The organism is Anaerovibrio lipolyticus (assembly GCF_021531495.1).
Taxonomy (GTDB): Bacteria; Bacillota; Negativicutes; order Selenomonadales; family Selenomonadaceae; genus Anaerovibrio.
This window is the reverse complement of record NZ_JADYTY010000028.1, coordinates 19,261-27,755: the sequence shown is the minus strand read 5'-3', so window position 1 is coordinate 27,755 and position 8,495 is coordinate 19,261. Positions and strand designations below refer to the sequence as shown.

General features: G+C 40.5%; 14 protein-coding genes. All 14 read left to right on the top strand.

Features of this window, described 5'->3' with window-relative positions; all coding sequences use genetic code 11:
- Window positions 1-62: 62 nt before the first annotated feature.
- The 14 genes from I6E26_RS09070 (at window position 63) to I6E26_RS09005 (ending at window position 8,477) form a co-directional block, all read left to right on the top strand.
- Window positions 63-293, top strand: a complete 231-nt coding sequence (locus tag I6E26_RS09070; RefSeq protein ID WP_235321565.1) for a helix-turn-helix domain-containing protein — start codon at window positions 63-65, stop codon at window positions 291-293.
- A 31-nt stretch (window positions 294-324) separates the two neighbouring features.
- Window positions 325-483, top strand: a complete 159-nt coding sequence (locus I6E26_RS09065; protein ID WP_235321564.1) for a hypothetical protein — start codon at window positions 325-327, stop codon at window positions 481-483.
- 44 nt (window positions 484-527) lie between these two features.
- Window positions 528-824 carry a YkgJ family cysteine cluster protein gene (locus tag I6E26_RS09060; protein ID WP_235321563.1) on the top strand — a complete coding sequence of 99 codons (297 nt, stop codon included), beginning with the start codon at window positions 528-530 and terminating at the stop codon, window positions 822-824.
- On the top strand, window positions 806-1,855 hold the full coding sequence (locus tag I6E26_RS09055; protein WP_235321562.1) for a radical SAM protein: 1,050 nt from the start codon (window positions 806-808) through the stop codon (window positions 1,853-1,855). Before I6E26_RS09060 ends, I6E26_RS09055 begins: the two co-directional genes overlap by 19 nt.
- Window positions 1,856-1,876: 21 nt before the next feature.
- Window positions 1,877-2,083, top strand: a complete 207-nt coding sequence (locus tag I6E26_RS09050) for a hypothetical protein (protein ID WP_235321561.1) — start codon at window positions 1,877-1,879, stop codon at window positions 2,081-2,083.
- Window positions 2,080-2,364: a PqqD family protein gene (locus I6E26_RS09045; protein ID WP_235321560.1), complete on the top strand. Its 285-nt coding sequence runs from the start codon at window positions 2,080-2,082 to the stop codon at window positions 2,362-2,364. Before I6E26_RS09050 ends, I6E26_RS09045 begins: the two co-directional genes overlap by 4 nt.
- A gap of 3 nt (window positions 2,365-2,367) precedes the next feature.
- Entirely contained in the window at window positions 2,368-2,583 is a 216-nt protein-coding gene (locus I6E26_RS09040) for a hypothetical protein (protein ID WP_235321559.1), read from the top strand.
- Window positions 2,584-3,251: 668 nt separating this feature from the next.
- Complete coding sequence (locus tag I6E26_RS09035; RefSeq protein ID WP_235321558.1) at window positions 3,252-4,163, top strand: hypothetical protein; 912 nt, start codon at window positions 3,252-3,254, stop codon at window positions 4,161-4,163.
- Window positions 4,164-4,554: 391 nt separating this feature from the next.
- Window positions 4,555-5,679, top strand: a complete 1,125-nt coding sequence (locus I6E26_RS09030) for a DUF932 domain-containing protein (RefSeq protein ID WP_235321557.1) — start codon at window positions 4,555-4,557, stop codon at window positions 5,677-5,679.
- 105 nt (window positions 5,680-5,784) lie between these two features.
- Complete coding sequence (locus I6E26_RS09025; protein ID WP_154405438.1) at window positions 5,785-5,952, top strand: hypothetical protein; 168 nt, start codon at window positions 5,785-5,787, stop codon at window positions 5,950-5,952.
- Complete coding sequence (locus I6E26_RS09020) at window positions 5,953-6,231, top strand: hypothetical protein (protein ID WP_235321556.1); 279 nt, start codon at window positions 5,953-5,955, stop codon at window positions 6,229-6,231.
- A 12-nt stretch (window positions 6,232-6,243) separates the two neighbouring features.
- Window positions 6,244-7,137 carry a hypothetical protein gene (locus I6E26_RS09015; RefSeq protein ID WP_235321555.1) on the top strand — a complete coding sequence of 298 codons (894 nt, stop codon included), beginning with the start codon at window positions 6,244-6,246 and terminating at the stop codon, window positions 7,135-7,137.
- 15 nt (window positions 7,138-7,152) lie between these two features.
- Window positions 7,153-7,791, top strand: coding sequence for a hypothetical protein (locus I6E26_RS09010; RefSeq protein WP_235321554.1), 639 nt, complete (start codon window positions 7,153-7,155; stop codon window positions 7,789-7,791).
- Window positions 7,791-8,477, top strand: a complete 687-nt coding sequence (locus I6E26_RS09005) for an ERF family protein (RefSeq protein WP_154405430.1) — start codon at window positions 7,791-7,793, stop codon at window positions 8,475-8,477. The genes I6E26_RS09010 and I6E26_RS09005 overlap by 1 nt, the downstream gene beginning before the upstream one ends.
- Window positions 8,478-8,495 lie beyond the last annotated feature (18 nt).

Sequence of the window (8,495 nt, the reverse complement as noted above, 5' to 3'; positions counted from 1 at the left end):
AACGTATGGCGAAACTCATGAAGCACTATGATGTAATCTACTAAACTTTTTACACAAAGTTCTTGACACACCCTGCTAAAATAGCATATTTCAGATCTTTAAGAGGCATCACTCAAGAAGAACTTGCTAGCAGGATTTCTGTCAATAAATCTGTAATATCACGTATAGAACGTGGACAATACAATGAAAATGTCGGCATCATTATGCTATGGAGTATAGCCAATGCTTTGAAAATAGACATGAGCATGCTTGTTACATTTACAGAATTTGAAAAGGATATGTGGTTAAAATGATTACAGAATTGATAAATAAGGAGTGAAAATTATGTCGCGCAAAAAATACGATAGAATATCCAAAAACGAAAGTGACGGTCGCATTTTTTATGGTTATGATGATAAAGAGGACGGCACAACCACTTGGTATGATGAATATGGTAATTTAGATTCTCGTACAGATACTCCCTCATATAGCGATGAAGAATAGACTATATTAAAAAATATCACTAAGTTTTATATGGAGACTATTGAATGGATGAAATTACAGTCATTAATGGTAAAGTTTTTGAGTGTAACCAATGTGGTGAATGTTGTCGTTGTTTGAATCATATTGATCAATTGCAAGAATATAATCTTGGGAATGGAGTATGTAAATTTTTAGAAAACAATAAGTGCTCTATATATAATGAGCGACCGAATATATGTAGAGGAGAGTATTTATACCACATGTATTACGAAGGTATGGATGTAGATGAATATTATCATATGCTTCATCATTATTGTGATCTAATACGCGGAGGTAAGATAGATTGGAAAAAGACTTTATAAAAATATTTGAGGCAATAGATACCAAAAAGGCAAAACAAGAACGTGAAAATATTGCTTCCATGCAAGCAGCAGGATTGTACCCAAAGTATTTTTCCTACCCAATTACATTGCAATTTGAATTAACAGGATCTTGTAATTTAAAATGTAAGCACTGTTATAATCGTTCTGGCGATGAAGACAGAATAAGATACACAAAAATGACACCAGAAAAATGGAAACAATTAGCACACCAAATCGTAAAAGATGGAGGCATATTTCAGTGCATAATATCTGGTGGTGAACCATTGCTTTTAGGAGATGATCTATTCGATATAATGGACATATTACACTATGATGGCACATCTTTTGTCGTGATAACTAATGGTCTATTACTAAATAACGAAAATGTAAAAAAATTTGCAAAATATAGATATTTTTGGTTTCAAATATCCATCGATGGTCATACTGCTGAATTACATGATGATTTTCGAGGCTTAAAGAACAGCTGGAACAATGCTGTTAATGGCGCAATGGAAATTAGTAACATTGGAATACCATTGATGATTGCTCATTCAGTAACGCCAAAGACATTACCCTATTTAGAAGAGATGATTAATTTAGCGTATTCGGTAGGTGCTGGTGGTTTGATGATTGGCGAAATTTTACCAAGTGGTAGGGCAATAACTAACACGGAACTTTTGTTGTCTCCTACTCAAAGAAATGAACTATATAAACAGATAAATATTTTATCTCAAAAATATGCAGGTAAAATCAACATAGAACGTTCTATGAACATTAGTACATCTATGTCACGATATGTTTCTCAACCTAACGGGGGAGGTATTATTAGACCTAATGGTGATTTTAGGTTGGATTGCATGGTTCCTTTTACAATTGGCAATGTTTTGGACGATCCAATTCGTTATATTTGGCAAAAAAAAGGGCGAAATGCTTGGCAACATCCTAAAGTATTAAATTTTATCCAATCTATAGACAAGAAAAAACAACAAGGGAATATTTTAAATCATGTAAATGACGATATAAAAATATAATAAAGAAATGGGATGGTTAACATGAATTCACAAGAAAAAGAAATATATGAAAAACCTGTGTTATTAATGAATAACAACATAACCGGAGTAATTCCTGCTGGCTTGGCAGGAGCAATTGCTGCATTTACTGCAGGTGTTGCAGCAGGTGTAGCTGTAAAAAAAATGGTAAATGGGCGCATGGATTTTACTAAAATGAATACATTAGTTGAAGTTGGTGCTTCGGTATGATCAGATGGAATTGGATAAAAAATAAGAGGCCTATAGATATCTCTCTAAAAAGTCGTATGGAAGGAAATATATTGCTCGTATATGGCAAAACATTAGAGATTATCTACTTGAATAAGATAAGTGCTCGTATTTTAAAGTTAAGTGATGGTTCTCATAGTTTAGAAGATATTATGCAAATATTGTTAGACATTTATGCAGTAGAAGAATATAAATTAAAATTAGATATTATATCTTTTATACGAGAACTACAGTGGAAACGTATCATAAAATTGGAGGAATAAATTATGGAATCTTATGAGAAGCCATGTTTGATATCTCAGGCGCATGTTAGAGGCATTATTCCTTTAGCAGCAGTCGGTGCAGCCGTAGCAGGACTTTCGGCTGCACAGTTAGCAGGAGTAGCTTCGGTGGCTGGATTAGGTTACGGAATGCTTAATGCAAATACTAAAGGCTCCAACGATATTATACCATTTACCTACGGACTAGCTTTACAGGAATAACAAATGTATTGTTTTACCAAGATGATTGGTTGAGTAGAAAATTTGCAATACATTTATTGTGCTTGATTATAACAACGAATATGCACTTTTTATAAATTCTATGGGCATCTAACTCATCCAAACGTGCGACTAGCGTATTCCGATTCATCAATATTATCAAGTTATCCTTAGTTGTGATAAGTTCCTCAATACAATTGCTGAATCCAAAAGATTTATATTTCCATTTTCAAGAATATCTCAAGCCTTGCCTTAGTTGCATTGAGAATGGAAATATGCAGAAATGCAAGGAAATCTATGTGAATATTGTGCGGAATTTGCAGAAAAAATTTTAAGCGGAGTGATGTTTTACGAACCACACATTTAAAGTACAATGGGAAGAAAAGACAAACAGCTCAGCCCTGCCCTGCCGCAAGTCTACTCAGGTGCAGGCAACAAGCATGATGGAAGCAAAAGCCAAGGTGCGCTCGCGCATCAATATCGGCGTAAAGGTCAGCAATATGGTGGCTTTCAAGGTCAGATAACTGGTAAAGCATATTTAGTTTTGGAACCTCCTCATGGCAGGAGGTTCTTTTTATGGGCAAATTTCAAACAAAGTGAATGATTTTTTCTGCCTTTTTTGATATAATGTATGTGTGGATTGGCAATAGTGTGTATAGGAGATGATGGGCTTGACAGATGGGAAAATAATGAAACATTCAGTCAAGGATACTGTTTTTCGAGATATGTTTTCCAAGAAGAAATACCTTATCCAGCTTTATAATGCCCTGCATCCGGAGGATAAAACCATAACTCAGGCCGATTTGGAGATTGTCACTCTGCAATCCATCCTTCTGAATGGCATTTATAACGACCTTGGCTTTATGGTCAGGGGAAAGCAGCTGATGATATTGGTGGAGGCGCAGTCCACTTGGTCTGCCAATATTGTCATCCGTGCCTTGATATATCTGATGAGTACATATCAGGACTACTTTAACGCAAATCAAATTCAGCTATATGGCAGTCACAAGGTAGAAATGCCGAAGCCTGAGCTGTACGTTATCTACACTGGTGATAAGGGCAATCATCCTGATGTATTGTCCTTAAAGGATGAGTTTTTCCCTGATATGGATTGCTGTATAGATGCCAAGGTGAAGATGATTTACCTTCAGGACAGTGATGATATTATCAATCAGTATATTGGTTTTTGCAGGGTGTGCAATGAACAGGTAGCATTGCATGGCAGGACACTGAAAGCGGTAAAGGAGATTATCAGGATATGCCGTGATAGAAATCTTCTGAAGGAATACCTGAGTGAACGCGAAACGGAGGTTGAGGAGATTATGCTTACTTTATTTGACCAGGAACATGTTTGGAATATAGAACGGAATAACATCAGGGCAGCAGCTTTGGCAGAAGGGATGAATTTGGGCATTAGCCGTGGACGGAATGAAGGAATTGAATTGGGCGTAATGCAAAATAAAACTCAAACAGTATTAAAAATGTTTAGGCGCAATATGCCTGTTGAAGATATTGCCGACATTAGTGAATTATCTGTAGAGGAAGTTAATGATATATTAAAAAAAGCTATGGTTATACACTGATTATGACATCAATTACCTGAAACGTCAGAAGCAGTTATGTTGCCGCCTGTGTCCTTATTGTCCGTGCTGTCCGCCTTATAAAATAAGCGTTGCAGTGCGTAGATATGGACATTTTATGTATATGGACAATGCGGACAATATGGACACATTGTTATAAGACTGGTATTACGGACGATTTTGGTACATTCATGCTAATATAAAAAATTTTAGTTGTATACTATATATGTGATAGTTATCCCCCTGTTGCTTTATGCAGCAGGGGATATTTTTATGTGGAGGTGAGTGCAATGGATACGGATACTGCAAAGACGGTTGCAGAAGCAGCTGCTAAGTTATTGATTTGGTTGTTAAGCGATACTGAAAAATAATGTTATTTGATTGGAGGATTATTATGAAAACAGGAAGAACATTGGAACAGTTGGGTGCAGAGTTGCAGAGGCAGAGAAAGGCCCGTCAGGATTTTGTGGCAGATACACGTTATATGGAGTTCAAGGCAGATGAAAAAGGTGCTGTGATTACATTGCGCATCAAGGGTAATAATCATACCTTCGGTATCAGTGAGCTGGCGCATCAGCAGATTGCCAGCCGCTTGCAGATTCCATACCGCTATTATCAGAAAATGCAGGAGCAGCAGCCAGCACTTTTGCAGGAAAATGTCAACACATGGCTGCATGATGCACCTGAACGCAGGATGATTCGTACTTTGGATGGAAGCATGAGGGCTTTCCTGTCAGACCGTTACAGAAGGCTGGACAATTTGGAGCTGTGTGCAGCTGTCCTGCCGATAATCAAATCCATGAGCGGTGCTGAGATAAAAAGCTGCGAGGTTACACCAAGCCACATGTACCTGAAAGTAGTAAACAAGCGCATGAAAAGCGAGGTACAGCCAGGTGATGTGGTTCAGGCAGGGTTTGTCATCAGCAACAGCGAGGTAGGTCTTGGCTCAGTAAAGGTTGAACCGCTGATTTATCGCCTTGTATGCAAGAACGGCATGATTTCCAAGGATTTTTCCCAGCGCAAGTATCATGTCGGCAGGCAGGTTGATGGTGATGCAGCCTATGAACTTTATTCAGATGAAACACTTCAGGCTGATGACAAGGCTTTCTTTATGAAGGTACAGGATACTGTAAAGGTTGCGGCAGACAAATCGAAGTTTATGCTGACAGTTGGTAAAATGCGTGAGTCTTTAGGTATCAGGCTGGAAGGAAATCCTGTGGAGGAAGTGGAGCTGCTTGCAGACAGGTTCCAGCTTACGCAGAATGAGCGGGGGGACATTCTCCGTCAGCTTTTCATGGGCGGTGATAACAGCAGGTACGGCCTCTTGAACGCGGTAACAGCAGCAAGTCAGCTGTCTGCAAGCTATGAGAGGGCAACAGAACTTGAACGCATTGGTGGCGAGATACTTTCCCTTCCTGTAGGAAGCAAGGCCTTGAAAATGCGCCGCAGTGATGATGTTGCTGAAGGTATAGTTGAGGAACTGCCTGTTATTCGACCTGTGAGGGCTATTACGGCATAATAACTGTCACAAATCGTATTAGCAGGAGTGTATGTTATATGGAGGAAACATGTTTTTATGGGACAGGGATTATTCTCTGTCCCTGCTTTATTTTGGAGGCAGATTATGGATGAAGCAAAAATTTTTAGTGATGCTGAAATGCTGAAGCTGGCAATGCCGAATATGAAGTCTCCCTATTTGCTACGGGAGTACAGCCTTGCTTCTATGGGGCGCATCAGCATGAAGACTGCCTTTGGCATTGATTGTGATAAAAAATATGGGGAGATGTTTTAAATGGGCTGCTTTAGCGAGTGTGTAAGCTATGCCAATATCAAGGGGACATTCAGGATATACCAAGGGAATATTTTCCTTACTATCAATAATCCACGGAATGATTCAGTTGTCAGCCTTACCTTGAACCCGATGCAGGTATCTATACTTGGCAGGGCGATGCTAAAGAGTACGGCTTATGTCAGGATTCAGGATTTAGAGGGCAAGCACATCTTTGGTGATATGGAAATAGAATTTATAGAAGAAAAGAAATGTAATGTTAATGATGAACCAGCAGCATAAGGGGGAATAATTATGCCAGTAACGGAATTTATCTGTCCTAATGGACAAAAGGTTGGCGTAGAAAAATGCCTGAAGTCATGTGTACGGGAACAAAGATGTATGTTCCTGCCCACTTTGAGGGCGGTGGCAAAGAGCGTTGACAGGAAGCTGGAGCAGCCTACTGTCACTGAGCTGATTGCGGGAAACAGGGAAACTTACCTGAAGAAGATGACTGGCTATGCCGTATCACCTGAATCAGTTCTTTATGCACTGCAGGGGCAGGGCGTACATGCTGTTCATGACCAGTATGCAGGTGGAGCGATACTCAGTGAGGAAAGGCTCCGCGACGATACCACCAGCGGACAGTTTGACCTCTATGGTCAGCTTCTTAGCAGTGATGATGGGGTGCTGGGCGATTTGAAGGTGACAAGCTCCTACAAGATTATGAGGGCATTAGGCTATTACAGGAAATCCGTAGCAACAGGCGAAGTGTATAAAACAGGTGCTAAAAAGGGGCAGCCCAAGTACCGCCAGCAGATATTTGCGGATGGCGTCAGGTTTGTATTTGAATGGGCTGTACAGCTGAATTATTACCGTATGCTTTTGGAGGCGCAGGGATTTGAAGTGCATGAGATGTATATTCAGGCTATCTGCCGGGATTATAATCTCAGGCTGGCTTCTGAAAGAGGGATTGACAGACATATTTATCTGATACCTATAAAGAAGATTTCTGACAGATGGCTGAAGCGTTATTTTGCACACAAGGCAAAGGTACTGCGCAATTCATTGAAAAATCATGTCCTGCCGCCTGTCTGCTCATCAAGAGAAAGATGGCATGACAGGAAGTGCCGTGATTACTGCGAGGTTGCTGCGGTTTGTCCTTATGGAGCAAGGCTCATGGCTGATGCTATGGAAAAAGCTGTATGATTGGAGTGTGATATTGTGGCAAATTATGTAAAAAGCGTATTGTATATTGAAGAAAAATACGTTGAGAAGGTAAGTGACTGTTTAAGAAGTGATGAAGCAGATGTTGATTTCAATAATCTCATCCCTATGCCGGACTGGGTAATGAGGGACTGCTATGGCAAGGAGGCTGACTCGTTATCGGCTTATAGATACCTGCATGGCTACAGCATGGATATGAATATGTGCAGCCTGGTGAATATGTATCAGCATAAGGGAGAAAATCTCGATGATGTGATAAGCAGGCTGGAGCGTGAAGGCTATATCGACCTGAAGCTGGGAGAAAGAGCCTTTTTGAGCGAGCAGGAGCATGGCGATACATCATGGTATCTCTGGACATTCAAGAACTGGGGGACTAAGTATAATGCTGTGCGCACAGGCTGGAAGAAGAACAAGGTTTACTTTGAAACACCTTGGTCTGCCCCTTTCCCTATCTTTCAGGCATTGGCGGAGAGATTTCCAGATGCGGTAATTGAATGTGTTTATGCTGGCGAAGACATCGGAAACTGTGGTTGTCTTATTTTGAAGGATGGATGCATTGCCAGTGAGTTTTATCCTGAGAGGGATACTGATGAGGCAAAGCGGATTTATAAGGAAGTATGGGAGGTAGATGAGTAATGGAAACTGCAACTATTCAGGAGCGTTCTATCAAAAAAATCAGTGGCAAGCTGGTCAAGGTAATGGAAGATGTAAGCCACATTGCCAAAAACGGCACCAATGAATTTCACAAATATCAGTATGCAACAGCTGCTGATGTGCTGGAGAAGGTAAATGATTCCCTGTGCAGGAACAAAATCTGTTCCCTGGCAAGGGCAGAGCTGGTAAGCCTTGAGCATGTAGTCAATGCCCGTGGCAATCAGGAACATCTTGCAACTGTACGGATGGTGATACGCCTCATAGATACGGAATCTGGTGAATGGGTTGAGATTATCGGGCTTGGCAATGGTCAGGATGGTGGTGACAAGGCTGTCATGAAAGCGGAAACTGCAAGCATAAAGTATGCGTACATGATGGCTTTCAATATCAGCACTGGTGATGATCCGGAGGCAGATAGCAGGACTGACCAGTTTACAGCAGCTCCTGCCCAGGTTTATCCTATGTCTGGTGCAAGACAGGCTGGTTCAGCTGGCAGGAATAATCTGCCTGTGGAAGATGAGGCAAAATCTCCTTCCTCCCGTAAGGGGACAGCCTATGCCTGTTTTGATTGCGGTATGCGCATAAGTGAGAAAGTCAAATCTTTTAGTGAGAGCAGATTTGGCAAACCTTTATGTATGGACTGTCAGAAGAACTATGCCAGCGCCTGAACAGGCTTATCGAACCTC

Bases quoted from the DNA above. Each gene is read 5' to 3' on its own strand.
- I6E26_RS09065 (WP_235321564.1), top strand. From the start codon at position 325: ATGTCGCGCAAAAAATACGATAGAATATCCAAAAACGAAAGTGACGGT.
- I6E26_RS09060 (WP_235321563.1), top strand. From the start codon at position 528: ATGGATGAAATTACAGTCATTAATGGTAAAGTTTTTGAGTGTAACCAA.
- I6E26_RS09050 (WP_235321561.1), top strand. From the start codon at position 1,877: ATGAATTCACAAGAAAAAGAAATATATGAAAAACCTGTGTTATTAATG.
- I6E26_RS09045 (WP_235321560.1), top strand. From the start codon at position 2,080: ATGATCAGATGGAATTGGATAAAAAATAAGAGGCCTATAGATATCTCT.
- I6E26_RS09040 (WP_235321559.1), top strand. From the start codon at position 2,368: ATGGAATCTTATGAGAAGCCATGTTTGATATCTCAGGCGCATGTTAGA.
- I6E26_RS09030 (WP_235321557.1), top strand. From the start codon at position 4,555: ATGAAAACAGGAAGAACATTGGAACAGTTGGGTGCAGAGTTGCAGAGG.
- I6E26_RS09025 (WP_154405438.1), top strand. From the start codon at position 5,785: ATGGATGAAGCAAAAATTTTTAGTGATGCTGAAATGCTGAAGCTGGCA.
- I6E26_RS09020 (WP_235321556.1), top strand. From the start codon at position 5,953: ATGGGCTGCTTTAGCGAGTGTGTAAGCTATGCCAATATCAAGGGGACA.
- I6E26_RS09015 (WP_235321555.1), top strand. From the start codon at position 6,244: ATGCCAGTAACGGAATTTATCTGTCCTAATGGACAAAAGGTTGGCGTA.
- I6E26_RS09005 (WP_154405430.1), top strand. From the start codon at position 7,791: ATGGAAACTGCAACTATTCAGGAGCGTTCTATCAAAAAAATCAGTGGC.